General features: G+C 66.5%; 19 protein-coding genes. 4 read left to right on the top strand and 15 right to left on the bottom strand.

Annotated features, from left to right (window positions below; genetic code table 11):
• Positions 1 to 1,086: a DUF2332 domain-containing protein gene (locus ACLBKT_RS08520; protein ID WP_410182495.1), complete on the top strand. Its 1,086-nt coding sequence runs from the start codon at positions 1 to 3 to the stop codon at positions 1,084 to 1,086.
• A gap of 153 nt (positions 1,087 to 1,239) precedes the next feature.
• On the opposite strand, the gene ACLBKT_RS08515 is transcribed toward ACLBKT_RS08520, so the two are convergent.
• The 5 genes from ACLBKT_RS08515 to ACLBKT_RS08495 are packed head-to-tail and all read right to left on the bottom strand — an operon-like array spanning position 1,240 to position 4,566.
• Complete coding sequence (locus ACLBKT_RS08515; protein ID WP_410182494.1) at positions 1,240 to 2,133, bottom strand: alpha/beta fold hydrolase; 894 nt, start codon at positions 2,131 to 2,133, stop codon at positions 1,240 to 1,242.
• Entirely contained in the window at positions 2,133 to 2,942 is an 810-nt protein-coding gene (locus ACLBKT_RS08510) for an SDR family NAD(P)-dependent oxidoreductase (RefSeq protein ID WP_410182493.1), read from the bottom strand. Before ACLBKT_RS08510 ends, ACLBKT_RS08515 begins: the two co-directional genes overlap by 1 nt.
• A 21-nt stretch (positions 2,943 to 2,963) precedes the next feature.
• Positions 2,964 to 3,854, bottom strand: coding sequence for a pirin family protein (locus ACLBKT_RS08505; RefSeq protein WP_410182492.1), 891 nt, complete (start codon positions 3,852 to 3,854; stop codon positions 2,964 to 2,966).
• A complete protein-coding gene (locus tag ACLBKT_RS08500; RefSeq protein ID WP_410182491.1) occupies positions 3,851 to 4,303 on the bottom strand; it encodes an NUDIX hydrolase in 453 nt (150 codons plus the stop codon). Before ACLBKT_RS08500 ends, ACLBKT_RS08505 begins: the two co-directional genes overlap by 4 nt.
• Positions 4,300 to 4,566 carry a BolA family protein gene (locus ACLBKT_RS08495; RefSeq protein WP_410182490.1) on the bottom strand — a complete coding sequence of 89 codons (267 nt, stop codon included), beginning with the start codon at positions 4,564 to 4,566 and terminating at the stop codon, positions 4,300 to 4,302. Before ACLBKT_RS08495 ends, ACLBKT_RS08500 begins: the two co-directional genes overlap by 4 nt.
• Before the next feature lie 79 nt (positions 4,567 to 4,645).
• On the opposite strand from ACLBKT_RS08495, the gene ACLBKT_RS08490 reads away from it, so the two are divergent.
• Complete coding sequence (locus ACLBKT_RS08490; protein WP_410182489.1) at positions 4,646 to 5,242, top strand: J domain-containing protein; 597 nt, start codon at positions 4,646 to 4,648, stop codon at positions 5,240 to 5,242.
• Positions 5,243 to 5,245: 3 nt separating this feature from the next.
• Here the strand turns inward: ACLBKT_RS08490 and aac(6') are convergent, their stop codons facing one another.
• The 5 genes from aac(6') to ACLBKT_RS08465 are packed head-to-tail and all read right to left on the bottom strand — an operon-like array spanning position 5,246 to position 8,040.
• Entirely contained in the window at positions 5,246 to 5,692 is a 447-nt protein-coding gene (gene aac(6'), locus ACLBKT_RS08485; RefSeq protein WP_410182488.1) for an aminoglycoside 6'-N-acetyltransferase, read from the bottom strand.
• Positions 5,689 to 6,141: an SRPBCC domain-containing protein gene (locus tag ACLBKT_RS08480; RefSeq protein WP_410182487.1), complete on the bottom strand. Its 453-nt coding sequence runs from the start codon at positions 6,139 to 6,141 to the stop codon at positions 5,689 to 5,691. The genes aac(6') and ACLBKT_RS08480 overlap by 4 nt, the downstream gene beginning before the upstream one ends.
• Positions 6,138 to 6,773: a glutathione S-transferase family protein gene (locus tag ACLBKT_RS08475; protein WP_410182486.1), complete on the bottom strand. Its 636-nt coding sequence runs from the start codon at positions 6,771 to 6,773 to the stop codon at positions 6,138 to 6,140. Before ACLBKT_RS08475 ends, ACLBKT_RS08480 begins: the two co-directional genes overlap by 4 nt.
• A 3-nt stretch (positions 6,774 to 6,776) precedes the next feature.
• Positions 6,777 to 7,148, bottom strand: a complete 372-nt coding sequence (locus tag ACLBKT_RS08470; RefSeq protein ID WP_410182485.1) for a DUF1428 domain-containing protein — start codon at positions 7,146 to 7,148, stop codon at positions 6,777 to 6,779.
• Between the two features lie 52 nt (positions 7,149 to 7,200).
• Positions 7,201 to 8,040, bottom strand: a complete 840-nt coding sequence (locus tag ACLBKT_RS08465; protein ID WP_410182484.1) for an oxygenase MpaB family protein — start codon at positions 8,038 to 8,040, stop codon at positions 7,201 to 7,203.
• Positions 8,041 to 8,155: 115 nt separating this feature from the next.
• Here ACLBKT_RS08465 and cobS point away from each other — a divergent pair, with 115 nt between their 5' ends.
• Together cobS and ACLBKT_RS08455 are read left to right on the top strand one after the other, a co-directional pair.
• Positions 8,156 to 9,145, top strand: a complete 990-nt coding sequence (cobS, locus tag ACLBKT_RS08460; protein WP_410182483.1) for a cobaltochelatase subunit CobS — start codon at positions 8,156 to 8,158, stop codon at positions 9,143 to 9,145.
• 49 nt (positions 9,146 to 9,194) lie between these two features.
• Positions 9,195 to 11,378 carry a transglycosylase domain-containing protein gene (locus ACLBKT_RS08455; RefSeq protein WP_410182482.1) on the top strand — a complete coding sequence of 728 codons (2,184 nt, stop codon included), beginning with the start codon at positions 9,195 to 9,197 and terminating at the stop codon, positions 11,376 to 11,378.
• On the opposite strand, the gene ACLBKT_RS08450 is transcribed toward ACLBKT_RS08455, so the two are convergent.
• From ACLBKT_RS08450 to ACLBKT_RS08430, 5 genes are all read right to left on the bottom strand, one after another.
• A complete protein-coding gene (locus ACLBKT_RS08450) occupies positions 11,375 to 11,770 on the bottom strand; it encodes a PaaI family thioesterase (RefSeq protein WP_410182481.1) in 396 nt (131 codons plus the stop codon). The two genes, ACLBKT_RS08455 and ACLBKT_RS08450, sit on opposite strands and share 4 nt — an antisense overlap.
• A complete protein-coding gene (locus ACLBKT_RS08445; RefSeq protein ID WP_410182480.1) occupies positions 11,763 to 12,242 on the bottom strand; it encodes a PaaI family thioesterase in 480 nt (159 codons plus the stop codon). Before ACLBKT_RS08445 ends, ACLBKT_RS08450 begins: the two co-directional genes overlap by 8 nt.
• Positions 12,243 to 12,330: 88 nt before the next feature.
• Positions 12,331 to 12,516 carry a hypothetical protein gene (locus ACLBKT_RS08440; RefSeq protein WP_410182479.1) on the bottom strand — a complete coding sequence of 62 codons (186 nt, stop codon included), beginning with the start codon at positions 12,514 to 12,516 and terminating at the stop codon, positions 12,331 to 12,333.
• The gene (ruvX, locus tag ACLBKT_RS08435) at positions 12,517 to 13,005 is read right to left on the bottom strand and encodes a Holliday junction resolvase RuvX (protein WP_410182478.1); all 489 of its coding nucleotides are present in this window, start codon (positions 13,003 to 13,005) and stop codon (positions 12,517 to 12,519) included.
• Complete coding sequence (locus tag ACLBKT_RS08430; RefSeq protein WP_410182477.1) at positions 12,987 to 14,132, bottom strand: DUF3089 domain-containing protein; 1,146 nt, start codon at positions 14,130 to 14,132, stop codon at positions 12,987 to 12,989. The genes ruvX and ACLBKT_RS08430 overlap by 19 nt, the downstream gene beginning before the upstream one ends.
• Between the last annotated feature and the right edge of the window lie 9 nt (positions 14,133 to 14,141).

Below are 14,141 nucleotides of genomic sequence, written 5' to 3'. Positions count from 1 at the left end.
ATGGCGGCAGAAGATACGGGAATCATGGGTCTGGAAGACTTCACTGCCGCGCTCGACTGGCAGGCGCATCATGCCGAGGAAAACGGTGCGCCCGCCACGGCGCGGGTGATCCGGGCGCTGGCCGGGGTGCGAGCAAGCGACACGGCGACCGGCCGCCGGATCGCGGCATGGCCGGGGCTGACGCTGAAGGATGCGATGCCCTTGCGGTTGGCGGGGGGCTTTCACCACCTGCTCCTGACCGGAGCGGATGACCGATTGGCCGAGGTTTACGCCGGAGCGATCACCGATCAGATTGCGGTTGACGCCTTGGTGCTCGATCTGACGCACACGTTCGATACGCGGCTGCTGCCGTGGCTCGACGGCCCGCCGCAGACCAACGAAGCAGGCCGCTCCGCCAGCATCATGGCCGGATTGCTGTGGCTGGCACAGCGGGTGCGCGCGCCGCAGTTCGATCTGTTCGAACTGGGGGCAAGCGCCGGGGTCAATACCATGATCGACCGCTATTTCTTCCGACTGGGCGAGACCGAGGTCGGCCCTGCGGATTCGCCCATGCGGATCGTGCCCGAATGGCGTGGAGCCTCGCCGCCCGTGCCGCCTGCCGGGTTCGGCATCACCTCCGTCAAGGGCTGCGACATTGCTCCGATCAATCTCGCCGATGCTGACGCGGCGCTGCGGCTCAAGGCCTATGTCTGGCCTGATGCGGGGGAGCGCATGGCCCGGATTGACGCCGCAATTGCGCTGGCGGGGGCACAGCCGCCCGATCTGGTCGCCGCCGACGCCGGTGACTTCGCCGAAACCATGCTCGCCCGGCCCGCACAGCCGGGTGTGGCGCGGGTGATGTTCCATTCGATCATGTGGCAATACATGCCCGCCGCCACCCAAGCGCGGATCACCGCCGCGTTTGAAGCCGAAGGCGCTGCCGCCACCCCCGACACTCCGCTCGGCTGGGTCGCGCTCGAGACCGACCCCGCCACCTTCCGCCACGAATTGCGCGTGCGCCTGTGGGAAGGGGAGACGCACCATGGCGAAGACCACATGCTGTCCCACGCCCATCCGCATGGGGCGTGGGTGGAGTGGCTAGCATAGCCGCAACAAGTCCCTCCCCGTTCGCTGGCGAATGGGGAGGCGGGCGAGGCCGCAGGCCTCGGTCGGAGGGGTAAGACGGGCGGTGATGACCCCTCCGTCAGCGCTCCGCGCTGCCACCTCCCCATCCTTTCAGGACGGGGAGGGACTTCGCGGTCAACCTGCGAGAAACGCGTCCATCGCCGCGTTGACCGCCTCCGGGGCCTCCCACGGCACGAAGTGCCCACAATCGGGCACCTTCACGATCGTGAGCGGGTCGATGATTGCCTCCAGCCCGTCGAGATTCTCGGGCGGGAGAGCGAGATCGTCGAGCGCCCAGATCACCAGCGTCGGGATCGTGAGCTTGGGGAGGGCCGGGGGCGTCCAGCCCTCGGGAATGGCGAAGGGCGCGTCCATGGTCGGCACGTCGATGGGGCTGGCGCGGTAGTAGTTGAGCATCCCGAAGGCCGCATCGCGGTTTTGCCAGTCGAGCAGCAGCGCGTCACGTTCCTCGGGCTCCATCGCGCTGGGGCGGTCCCACTTCACTTCCTTGAGCAGCAGGCCGGTGAGGCCGTGCTCCTTCACCAGCGCGTCGTTCGCCGGATCGCGGAAGCCGCGGATATACTGGCTCGCCTCACGCTGGCCGGGGTGGGTGTAGAGCAGGCGCTGGAAGGTGACGGGGTGAGGCGCATTGGCGATCACCGCGCGGGTCACCCGCGCGTGCTGCCCGCCCAGCGCCACGCCCCAGGCAATCGCGCCGCCCCAGTCGTGCCCGACGATGGTGAAATGCGCGATCCCCAAGGCATCGGCCAGCAGGAACACATCGCCTATCAGTTTGTCGGGTGTGTAGGCGGCAACCTCCTGCGGCTTGGACGATCCGCGATAGCCGCGCTGATCGGGGGCGATGCAGCGGAACCGGTCCTTGAAATGCGCGATCTGGTGACGCCAGGTGCGGTGGCTCTCGGGAAAGCCGTGGAGGAAGATCAGCACGGGCGCATCGACCGGGCCCTCATCGACGATATTGAGGCTGATGCCGTTGGGCAAATGCACCCGCTTGAGATCGAAGCTCATCACTGCTGCTCCAGCTTGTCCATGTAACCCTTGGCGACCATGCCGGCGACCTGATCGAACAGCGCCTCGGGCGTGCGGCGCGCTTCGCCCATGGCGAGTTCCATGCCTTCGGCGACGATGATTTCGCGCTCCCCTTTAGCGATGCCGTCGAGCATCTGGCGGGCGGCGATGTCGGCGGGAATGCCCTCGTCAATCGCCTTGTCGGAGCGCCCGCGCTGCGTGCCATCGGCGTTGAGCGCGTTCCGCGACACATTCGTCGCGACCGAGCCGGGGTAGATGGTGTGGACAGAAACGCCATTGATCGACAACTCGGCCCGCAACGCATCGGCATAGCCCGCAAGGCCGAATTTGGCCGCGCTGTAAGCGGTGCGCATCGGCACGCCCACCTTGCCCGCGATCGAGGAAATGAACCCGAGCGCGCCCGATCCGCGCTCTGCCATGTGGCCGATCAGCCCCTGGGTGAAAGCAATCTGGGCGAGCAGATCCACTGCGATGATGTCGCGGTAGACCTGCATCGAGGTTTTCAAGGCGCGGCTGCGCTGCGAAATCCCGGCATTGGCGAAAGCGAGGTCGACATGGCCTTTCCACGCGATGGCCTTGGCCGTGGCATCGGCCAGCGCGGCTTCGTCCCGCACATCGAAGGCGAGGATTAGCGTCTCACCGCATGTTGCCGCCACTTCGGTCAGCCGCGCTTCGTCCCGACCTGACAGCACCACATGCGCGCCGCGTGCTGCCAGTTCCTGCGCCAGTGCTGCACCGATCCCCGATGACGCACCGGTGATCCAAGCCACCTTGCCTGCGTAGTCCATTGCTCTCTCCCGAATGCGATTTCAGGGATAGCTGACGGTCTTGGGCTTGTCGGGCAAGGGGATAAATTCGTCCGCATCGCCGGGAATCGTCGGGAAGCGGCCCGCGCGCCAATCGTCCTTGGCCTGATTGATCCGCTCCCGGTGGGAGCTGACGAAGTTCCAGAACACGTGGCGGCGGGTGGCGAAGGCCTCACCCCCCAGCAGCATCACCCGCCCGCCGCGCTGACTGGACAGCCGCATCGCCTTGCCCGGGGCCAGCACCGCCAGCTGATAGCGTTCGAGCGCCACGCCATCGACACTGGCATCGCCGCTGACCAGCATCACCGCGCGTTCATCCGCGTCCGCATCGAGCGGGATTGTGCCGCCCGCTTCGAGCAGGATTTCGGCATAGATCGTTGCGGCATAGGTGGTGGTCGGCGCCGTCGCACCCCACAGGCTGCCCATGATCACCCATGCTCTGGCCCCGCTGTCCGACACCATCGGCAGGTCGGTGACTGCTTCGAAGGCGGGATCGATTTCCTCGCGACCATCGGGCAGGGCGAGCCAGGTCTGCATCCCGGACATGCCGGGACGGGTCGCCAGTTCGGCCTTGGGGCTGCGCTCGGAATGGACGATCCCGCGCCCGGCGGTCATCAGGTTGACCTGACCCGGCCGGATCGTGGCATAGCTGCCGATGCTGTCGCGATGGTCGATCGCGCCGTCGAACAGCCAGGTGACGGTGGCGAGGTTGATATGCGGGTGCGGGCGCACGTTCATGCCATCGCCGGTCAGGTCGGCCGGGCCGAACTGGTCGACGAAGATGAACGGCCCCACCATCGTGCGTTCCCGCGCCGGAAGCACTCGGCGCACGGTGAATGCGCCCAGATCATGGCTGACCGGGGTGATGGTCTGCGTAATGGCGGGCGTGCTCATGCGCGCGTCTCCTGATCGATCATGTCACCGAGGTTCGCAGGAAACACCGCTTCGGGCCAATCAACAAGCTCGGCGCGGGTGAACCAGCGGTGCTGCGTCATCAGCTGTTGCTCCAGTGCGGTGTGCCGAGAGGTGTCGATCCGCGCCTCCGTAACGCGCACAAGGAAGAAGCGCTCGTCGGCCTGCACGGGCTCGCCCTCCACGGTAACGAATTCGGGCGTCATCCGCGCGATCTCGGGGCCGGGATCGGCGGCGATGCCGGTCTCCTCGTAGAGCTCGCGCCGCGCGGCTTCGGCGAAGCTTTCGTCCGGCTCGCATTCGCCGCCCGCCGTCACCCAGAAGGGATCGCGCCCCGGCACGTCATAGCGGAACATCAGCGCACGGTCATCCGGGTCGAGCACGATCAGCCGCGCCGCGCGTCGCAGGCGCAGGTTGGGGTTGAGCGTCATTCCTCCGGCACGCCCGCCTTGATCGCCACGGCATGGACCCGCTGGCCGACAATATCGCCCAAGGCCGCGATCACCGCGCGCTGGCGGGCGAGGCGGTTCATCGCGGCAAAGGCTGCCGCGTCGATCTCGATGGTGAAATGCGATTCGCCTGAGCCATCGTCCCCCATGTGACCCGAATGCTTGGCGCTATCGTTGATGATCGCAAGCCGTGCGGGCGCGAAGGCCTCGGTCAGCAGGACGCGCATTTCCTCGGCGACACTCATCGGGACTTTCCTTCTTTGCAAGCTGATCGGCCAAATTCAGGCTTGGAACTTGGGAGCCTGATCGCCATTCTCAAGGGCTATGCCTTCACCACGATTTCACGGCCGCGTCGAGAGCGAGGGACGCCGATGCGAAGCGCCCGGCTGCCGCGAGGCGGGCGAATTCCGCGCGCCCGGACGCCGCCCCAACGGGTTTGACGGGCCGGGCGAGTGGCGCTGGTTCTGTCTTGACCATGTGCGCGAATTCAACGCGGGCTACGATTGGTTCGAAGGCATGAGCGCCGAAGAAATCATCGCCGCGCAGTCGCCCATCGCCGGTTGGCGCACCGAAACCCGCGCCTTCCGTGCTGATGCAGGGGTGGACGGGGTGCCGCGCTGGGCCGACTACGCCGACCCGCTCGATGCCATAGCCGCGCGGGCGCGGGGTATCCGCAGCCGTGCCGAAGGCCGCGCGCGGGACGCCGCGGCGCAGGTGCGCTTCTCCGCCGATGAAGCCCGGGCGCTGGAGGTCATGGGCCTCGGCCGCGACATCGACCGAACCCGGCTGCGGCGGCGTTATTCCGAATTGGTGCGGCGGTATCACCCTGACCGGAACGGCGGGGATCGGCAGCACGAGGCCAAGCTGGGTGCGGTGGTCGAAGCCTACCAATTGCTCAAGAGCAGCGCGGCCCTGGCCTGATCTTCACAACATCCGGCGGAAGAACACCACGCGTTCAGTTTCTTCGAAGCCGACTGCTTCGTGAAACGCGTGGCTGGCGGTGTTCTCCAGCAGGGCGTTGGAGGCAAGCTCGGTGCAGCCCTTGGCGCGGCCCCATTCCGCCACCGCCTCGACCAGCGCGCGGCCCACGCCGGTGCCCCGCCATTCGGGGAGGATGAAGGCTCCCTCTCCGAAAGCCACGGGCGAAGTGTCGCACCCGTCGACATAGTCGCACCGGATGCTGGCCTCGACAAAGCCGAGCAGCGCGCCGTTCGCGCCTTCGGCCACAAAGGCGACCTGATCGGGATCGCCGGAAAGGAAGGTCTCGGCGATGTCCTCGGAGTGGGCCGCCGCGTCATCGTCAGGCCAGAGCTGCGCGCGCATCGCTGCCCATTGCGGCACGTCGTCCGCCGTGGCGGGACGCACCTTCATGCCTCGGCAGCCTGCGCCTCGCACAGCTCCGCAAGCTGCGCGGCTGCCGCATCCCAGCCCTGAGTGAAGCCCATTGCCTCGTGCTGCTCGCGCGCCTCGTCCGACCAGTGCCGCGCGCGCGCGGTGTAGCGGGTGCCCTCGCCCTCGGGCGCGACGTCCCAGATCCCGATCATGAAGGGGCCGGAAGGCTGGAGATCGGCGGTGATCGCATCGGTGACGGCGAACATCCGGCCTTCCTCCCAGGCAAGAAAGATGCCCTCCTGCGGCATTTCCTCGCCTTCGGGGCCGTACATGACCATCGCGCTGCGGCCGCCCGGTCTGCGATCCTGTTCGACCACCTCGGCGCGCCACGGGCGGGGGCACCACCATTCGTTCATGCGATTGACCATTGTGTCCCACACCACTGCGGGCGGCGCGGCGATGAAGCGGGTGACGGAAAGCTCGCTCATTGCCCTGTCCCCTGCGCTGCCTTGATGATCGCAGCGTCGATGGCATTGGCCGCGGCATAGGCGGGGCGCTGGGTGATGCGCTCGACGTAGGCGCGGAACGACGGGCGTTCGGGGATCGAGCCGAAGCGCAGGCCCCACACGAACTGGCTGCCGACATAGGTATCGGCCATGGTGAAGCGGTTGCCCGCGACAAAATCATTCGCCGAAAGCCAGCTGTCGAGCGCGTCGAGCGTCAGCTCGAGGCTGCCGAAGCCTGCCGTGCCGCTCTTGCCCTCAGGCACCTCCCAGCCGAGCGCGCGGGCCATGATCGCCTGCTCCAGCGGTCCGGCGGCGAAGAACAGCCAGCGGAAATAGGCGGCTTTCTCGTGCGCGTCGGGCAGTAGACCGGCCTGCGGGTGGGTTTCGGCCAGATAGTGATTGATCGCCGCGCATTCGGTGACGACGTGGTCGCGGCCTTGCGTGTGGTGCACCAGTGCGGGCACCTTGTTCATCGGATTGATGTCTTTGAACGTCTCCGGCCGGGTCGCCCAATCGAACACCACATGCTCGTAATCCGCGCCGGCCTCGTGCAGCGCCCAGCGGGCAATCTGACCGCGGCTCATGGCGACGGTGTAGAAGGTGAATTCGGCCACGGCTCAGGCCTCCCCGACGAACATGGGCTCGAACCCGCCGAAGATCATCCGCTTGCCATCGAAAGGCATGTCGCTGCCATCGGGATTGCCGAACTGCTCGGCCATGCGCGGGTCTGCCATCAGCTTTTCGTGGCTGGCCTCGGCGGTGGCGCGGTCGGGCCAGGTGGTCCATGAGAAGACGATCTTCTCGCCGGGCTCGGCCTTCACGGCCATGCGGAAATCGGTGGTGGTGCCGTACTTGATGTCGGCCTCCCAGCATTCGATCTGTGACAGGCAACCATAGTCCTTGACGATGTCCCAGAACTTCTCGGCTACCTCGCGGTAAGCGTCTTTGTTGCCCTCCGGCACGGCGAGCACGAATCCCTGAACGTACATGATGCATCTCCTCCCATCCGCGCTTGTAGCAGGGGGAAAACACGCGTGCGTATCAATTTTGGCGGAAGGCCCAGCGGATCGTCCGGCCCATGCCCCATGTTGCCGCACGCGCGGGCAGGGCGGTCAGCACCGGGCGTTGCAGTCGCAGCATCTGCCGTGCCCAATCGGGCAGCATCGCGACCGCATCGGCGGTGACCATGGTCTGCACCGCCTGCGGCGTGCCTTGCGGGCGCTGGCTGAGCACCAGCTGCGCCACCTCGCGGGCGGCGGGCGAGGCGCTGAGATCATGGCGCAATTCGCGGAAGATCGCCTCGGCCTCGGCGCGGGTCTCAGGCACCGGATCGGCGCCCAGCGCGCGGGCAATGACGGCGAACTGGCGGTAATATTCATCCTGCTCGGCGCCCGGCATATGGGGGCGCACATGCCGCAGGTAGCCGGCAAGGAAGCTCTGCGCTTCGGTGACATGGACCCAGGCGAGGGTTCGCGGATTGGTCGCCTCGTAGCGCGAACCATCAGGCAGCGTCCCGCCAACCTTGGCATGGATGCGGTTGACTCGGTCGATCGCCTTCATCGCCTCCTCATGGTGGCCAAAGGTCGTCACCGCGATGAACCGCGCCGTGCGCCGCAGCCGCCCGTGCATATCCTCGCGGAAGTTGGAGTGATCGAGCACGCCTTGCAGCGCATGGGGGTGCAGCATCTGAAGCAGCAGCGCGCGCACTCCGCCGGTCATCATCCCGACAAGATCGGCGTGCACCTGCCGGATCGGCGTATCGCGTTCGAACAGCGCTTCATCGGACGGCGGGGTCGGCGTCTGTCCCGCGCTCGCATCGTGAAACACGCCGCGCACCTGAGAGACCAGTTTGCGGCGCAGCGATTCGACGGGATCGGGCATAGCCACCATATAAGCGTGCGGCGGGTGCGATGGAAACGAACTCGCCAAATTGCCAGCGATTTGCTGCAAACCACTGCTTGCGGCCAAGCGACTTGCGCTCTAACCGAAGCCCACGATGACTGCACCCTCCAGAACCAATGTCACCGGCGATAGCGCCATGCCCAGCCAGCCCGACACCACGGTCGACGTCCGCGAGACGTTCGGCATTGATATCGATTGGCAGGTTCCCGCGTTCAGCCACGCCGAAGAGCACGTGCCTGACACGGACAGCGCCTATGTGTTCGATCCCGACACCACCTTGGCGATCCTCGCAGGCTTTGCGCACAACCGCCGCGTGATGGTGCAGGGCTACCACGGCACCGGCAAATCGACGCACATCGAACAGGTCGCCGCGCGCCTCAACTGGCCGAGCATCCGGGTGAACCTCGACGCGCATATCAGCCGTATCGATCTGATCGGACGCGATGCAATCGTGCTCAAGGACGGGTTGCAGGTCACCGAGTTCAAGGAGGGCATCCTGCCCTGGGCGCTCCAGCACCCGGTGGCGCTGACCTTCGACGAATATGACGCGGGCCGCCCGGACGTGATGTTCGTGATCCAGCGCATCCTCGAATTCGATGGCCGCCTGACCCTGCTCGATCAGAACCGCGTGATCACGCCCAATCCGTGGTTCCGCCTGTTCGCCACGACCAACACCGTCGGCCTCGGCGACACCTCGGGCCTGTATCACGGCACGCAGGCGATCAATCAGGCGCAGATGGACCGCTGGAACATCGTCGTGGCGCTCAACTACCTTGCACCCGAGGTCGAACAGCAGATCGTCAAGTCCAAGACCCCGGCGACCGATGACAAGCTGATCGCCGACATGGTCAAGGTGGCCGAACTGACCCGTCAGGGCTTTATCAATGGCGATATCTCGACCGTGATGAGCCCGCGGACGGTCATCACCTGGGCGCAGAATGCGGCGATCTTCAAGTCGGTGGGCTTCGCCTTCCGCCTCAGCTTCCTCAACAAGTGCGACGAGGCGGAGCGCACGCTGGTGGCCGAATACTACCAGCGCGTGTTTGGCGAAGACCTGCCCGAAGGCGCCGCGAAGAAGCGCTAAGCAAGCCGCTTGCAGGTCAGTGTCCTAGGCTGGTAACACAGCAGTTACCATGGCGCTGTTCGACCGATTCTGGAAAGGCTCACGCTCCGGCGCTCCCGAAGGGGATGGCACGCCTGCGGGGTTCTTCCCGCTATACGAATCGACCCGTCCCCTGGACGACGATGAGACTGATAGACCGCGCCCGCGCGCTTCCGCTGCGCCTTCATTCGATGAATGGGACGCGAAGCTCGCCAGCATTGATGAGGCGCTCGTCGTCGAGGAAAAGCGCCACCTGCGCTGGTGGCAGCGCGATTACTGGCGCGCGCGGTCGAAATGGTGGTGGACCGGACGCAGTATCATGGGGGCGATGGCGGTGCTCGCACTGCTGATCGGCTGGCTGACCATCACTGCGCCGCTGTCCAAAAGCCTTGAGCCCATCGCCCCGCCGCAAGTCACCCTGCTCGCCAGCGACGGCACGCCCATCGCCCGTCAAGGCGCGGTGGTCGAAGCGCCGGTCAAGGTTGCCGATCTGCCGCCGCATGTCACCCAGGCCTTCCTCGCGATCGAGGACCGGCGGTTCTATTCGCATTGGGGAATCGACCCGCGCGGAATCGCCCGAGCGGCGTGGACGGGATACGGCGGCGGCTCGACGATAACCCAGCAGCTCGCCAAGTTCACCTTCCTCACGCCTGAACAATCGCTCACCCGCAAAGCGCGCGAGGCCCTGATCGCGGTGTGGCTGGAAAGCTGGCTGACCAAGGACGAGATCCTCGAACGCTACCTCTCCAACGCCTATTTCGGCGACAATCAGTATGGCCTGCGCGCGGCAAGCCTGCACTATTTCTACCGCCAGCCTGAAAAGCTGCGCCCCGAACAGGCGGCGATGCTGGCGGGCCTGTTGCAGGCGCCCTCGCGCTATGCGCCGACCAAGCATTACGACAAGGCCAAGGCGCGGATGGAGCTGGTGATCCAGTCGATGGTCGATGTCGGCTATCTGACCCCCGCCGAAGCCGCCGCACTGCCCGATCCGCGCGTCGATGTGCGCAAGCGCGACGATAACCTGCCGACCGGCACCTATTTCGCGGACTGGGCATTGCCGCTGGCGCGTGAGGGGATGGACGCGAGTTACTCGCAGCAGGTGCTCACCACCACGCTCGATTCCCGGCTTCAGGCGCTGGCGAACCGCATCGTCGCGCGCGCGCCTCTGGGCAGGGCGCAGGTCGCGCTGGTGGCGATGCGGCGCAATGGGGAGGTCGTGGCGATGGTCGGCGGGCGCGATTACGCCAAGTCGCCCTTCAACCGGGTAACGCAGGCCCGCCGCCAGCCCGGATCCACCTTCAAGACCATCGTCTATCTGACCGCGCTGGAGGCCGGGTGGGAGCCGGATGATACCATCCCCAACACGCCGATTACCCAAGGCAGTTATCGCCCCAAGAATGCGCGCGAGCAGTATTCCGACCAGATCACGCTCGAAAACGCCTTTGCTCAATCAAGCAACGTCGCCGCCGTGCGCCTGTTTCAGGCGGTGGGCAGCGACAAGGTGATCCGCACCGCGCGCAAGCTCGGCATTACCGCGCCCATGACCGAGGGCGATCCCAGCCTGGCGCTCGGCACCTCATCGATGACGCTGATGGAGCTGACCGCGGCCTATGCCGGGATTGCAGCCAACGACTATCCGGTCGAACCGCACGCCTTCGCGCGTGGTGAGCAGGGGTGGTGGGAATGGTTGACGACCCCCAAGGATTCGATGTCGTCGGACACCCACGAAGACCTTGAAGGAATGCTGCGCGCCGCGATCAATCGCGGCACCGGGCGCAATGCGGTGCTGCCGGTCGCCAATTTCGGCAAGACCGGCACGACGCAGGATTATCGCGACGCGTTGTTCGTGGGTTATGCGGGCGATCTCGTGGTCGGCGTGTGGGTTGGCAATGACGACAACACGCCGCTCAACGGTGTCACCGGCGGCAGCACGCCCGCTCGCATTTGGCGCGATTTCATGCGCGGCGCTTTGAAGGTGGAAGCGGCACCCCAGCCCCAAACCGCAGACACACCCGATCCCGAAGGGCCGGTCCAGCCGCTCGACGTGCTGGAGGGCGAGGAAATCCCCTTGGGTCAGGACGGCACCAGCCTGCGGATCGAGGAGGGCGGCGTCACCATCCGGCAGGACGGCGTGCCGGTGGAAGTCCGGTTGAACGAGGGCGGGGTGGTGGTGCAGCCCTCGGCGTCGCCCTCACCGGGGCAGCCCCCGCCTTAGACCATCAGGATATTCATTACGGCCGTGGCAATCGGGCGGGACCGGTCATCCTGCCACGCCTCGACGGTGACATTGGCATTGCGCCGCCCCAACCGGGTGATGCGGCCGACCGCGAAACTGGCCCGGGATTTGCCCGCGGCGAGGTATTGCACGGTGATGTTGATCGGCTTCAGCTGCGGATCGCGCCCCGCCGCCCGTAACGCCGCGCCGAGCGCCGCGTAGCCCGCCGCCTCCAGCAGCCCGGCGGTCGCCCCACCGTGGAAATGCTGCGGGCGGCCCTCGACCATCGACCCGAACTCGACCGACAGGACGGGCATCCCGCCGTCAACCTCGCCGGTCGTCACGATCCCCAAGGAGCGGGCATAGGCGGGCAGTTCCAGCGCGTCAGCCATGATCGCCGCCTTTCAGCGCCGGGTTGGCTTCGCGCGGGTCAGCCGCAATCGTCATGAACACGCCCGCGACATGGGCGACCGGATCGTCCGGGTTGCCATCATGGGCGATCCCGCGCACGAACGCCGCCGAGCGGGTCCGGCGATAGCATTCCACCCGTCCGCGCACGCTCGCCCGTTCGCGCGCGGGGCGCTGATAATCGACTCTGAGATCGAGCGTCGCGACCGGATTGAAGCTGCCGCTCGCCTGCCAGATCGCCATGCCGCTGGCCATGTCCATCAGGCTGATGATCGGGCCGGAGGCCAGCACAAGGCGGCTGGCATCGCCCAGCAAATCCTCGCGCCAGGGCAGTTCCAGCTCGACCCAGTTGTCGCCCTGATCGGCGAACTTGAGGCCGAGCCAACCGGTATGGCCGTGGCGGAAAAACCAGCGCGAGGCTTCGCGGGCGTCAAACCGGGCAGGGGGCGTGGTCATGGCGGGGTGCATAGGGGCTGGGGCGTGGGGCGCGCAAGCGTATCGTAGATTGTCATCCCCCTCTGCTCGGGTGCGACAATGTGAGGCGTCAGGATTGGGTTACGACCATCACCGCACCGACGATCAGCGCCACCACCATCACGATCAGAACCAACCGCGAGCAGCCCCGCCGCCTTCGCCGCCCGCTGTCTGCCGCTGAGCCGATGTCGCCGAGCGTCTCGATCGCCACCTCGGCCGCATCGCCGATCAGCTCGCCGATCCCGTCCTCGACCACCTAAAGCACGCCCCCCGCCAGCCGATCAATCGCGCCTTGCAGGATCACCGCAGCGGCATGGCTGTCGATTGCGGCGGCGCGTTTGGCGCGGCTCATGTCCTGCCCGATCATCGCGGCCTCGGCAGCCTGAGTCGACCAGCGTTCGTCCCACAGCAACAGCGGCAGGCCGAAAGCTTCGGCGCAATTGCGGGCATAGGCGCGCGAGGCCTGCGCGCGCGGGCCTTCGCTGCCGTCCATATTGCGCGGGAGGCCGAGCACGATCCCCTTGATGGCCCGCGCCCTGATCAAGGTGGTGAGCGTCTCGCGATCACGCCCCCATTTGCCGCGCTGGATCGTGGTGCCGTTGGTCGCGAAGCGCCATCCGGCATCGCAGGTCGCCGTGCCCAAGGTCTTGGTCCCGAGGTCAAGCCCGAGCAGCACCCCGCCGCTCTCTCCGACAGCATCGGCAAAGCCGCGCGCGTCCTCGAAGATCAGCCCTGCGGTTTCCACGCATTCGCCCGGTTGTTCACATCGGCCTTGGTGTTCGCCCAGAACAGCGGCAGATCGTAGACGTGGTAGTTGTTCCCCGGCAGCACATAGGAACCCATTTCGGGCGGCGGGCCGATCAGCAGCAACCCGCGCGGATCGCACGAGGCGGGGACGAAGCCGAGGCGCAATTCGCCCTTTTCCATGCTGTCTTCGGGCACCAGCGTGCCGAGATTGGCGCTGGCCGGGGCGGTGCCGCCGATCCGGCCGGTCAGGGGATTGGAGCACAGCATCGGATCCGTGCCGGGCGCCTTGCCATCAAGCGCCAGCATACTGCCATAAGCGTTCAGCACCGCCGCCGGATCGGCCGGCTCGGCAAAGCTCGACCAGCTGATGATGCACCCGGTCTGGCCCGGTGCGGCGCACGCGGGAAAGCCGATGACCGGCAGATCATGGGCCATCGAAACCGGCCAGCCGATCAGATAGGCCGCCACCAGCCGCGCTGCCTCAGGCGATCCCTTGACCTCTTCGGCGAGCAGCCGCTTCAAATGCAGCGCGCCCTGCGAATGGCCTGCCAGCACGATCGGCGTGGCCGGGTCTACGCTGGAGAGGAAAAAGCGGTACGCCTCGCGCACGTCGGCATAGGCGGCCTCGATCGCCTGCTGGCCTTGGGGCGCATCGGTCAGGAAGGCACCCATGGTCGCCTGCCGGTAGCGCGGCGCCCAGATTTCGGTCGCGGCGTTGAACGGGCTGGCCATGCCGCGCAGATAGACCCGCGCGATCCGCTCAGCCTCGGGATCGCCACCATTTTCGAGCGGGGCGTTCCAACGCGTGCGGTTGAGATAGCTGGTCGGATGCACGAAGAAGACCGCGAAGGGCCTCGCGGTCTGGGTGAGCGTCGGCTTCGGTCCGGCGTCACCGTCCCACGCAGGCTGCCAGCGTGCCGGGTCGCTCACACCGATCCCGGGGCGCGAGAACCACAGCGTGGGGTCTTCATAGGCATTGGCCTGAAGCGGTGGGACCGGCGTGAACTCCGCCGAAGGCACCAGCGCGAATTGGGCCAATTCTTCCTGAAACAATTCGTAGGCAATCCGCCCGCCGATCACCAGCACGATGCAGAACGCCACGAAATAGAGGAACTTGCGGGCCATTCCTGTTGC

The organism is Erythrobacter sp. W302b (genome assembly GCF_046452395.1).
GTDB lineage: Bacteria > Pseudomonadota > Alphaproteobacteria > Sphingomonadales > Sphingomonadaceae > Erythrobacter.
This window is presented reverse-complemented; position numbering and strand designations above follow the sequence as displayed.